Source organism: Pantoea sp. B9002 (assembly GCF_013385945.1).
Taxonomy (GTDB): domain Bacteria; phylum Pseudomonadota; class Gammaproteobacteria; order Enterobacterales; family Enterobacteriaceae; genus Pantoea.
Genome location: NZ_JACAPA010000095.1, coordinates 1 through 410 on the forward strand (window position 1 = coordinate 1; position 410 = coordinate 410).

1 protein-coding gene is annotated in these 410 nt (G+C 53.7%); it reads left to right on the forward strand.

Annotated elements, in window-relative coordinates; translation table 11 throughout:
* Positions 1–140 precede the first annotated feature (140 nt).
* A partial coding sequence (locus HX773_RS25335) for a hypothetical protein (protein ID WP_176973800.1) occupies positions 141–410 on the forward strand: 270 nt, incomplete at its 3' end.

Below are 410 nucleotides of genomic sequence, written 5' to 3' on the forward strand. Positions count from 1 at the left end.
CGACTGCAGCGGCTTCCGAAAATGATCCGCATGATTTCCGATAACGATGCGTTCCCGCCATATGACATCAAGGGCGCCGAACTCGACCTGTTGCGGATTCACGCCCGCGTGCTGCTGGCCTGGAATGCGAGGAAGCTGTAATGCATAAAATCATGAACACTATTCCAAAGCGGATAGGGATTGTCGCTCTCGCAATTGGCACGCTGCTCTTGGCAATCGGCCTGCTCCAAATATCTGGAGATGCATGGAGTGCGTCTACTTTTTTCAATAAATGGGGCCGGGTCATCACGCTTGATGCAAGCCAAGTACGGCGATACCCCCTTGCCCTCTATGGCACCTACCTGGTTATCGCTGGTCTGCTGTTGTCGGTCTTGTATGACGCGATCACTGGTCGCGTGTATCGATGGGGA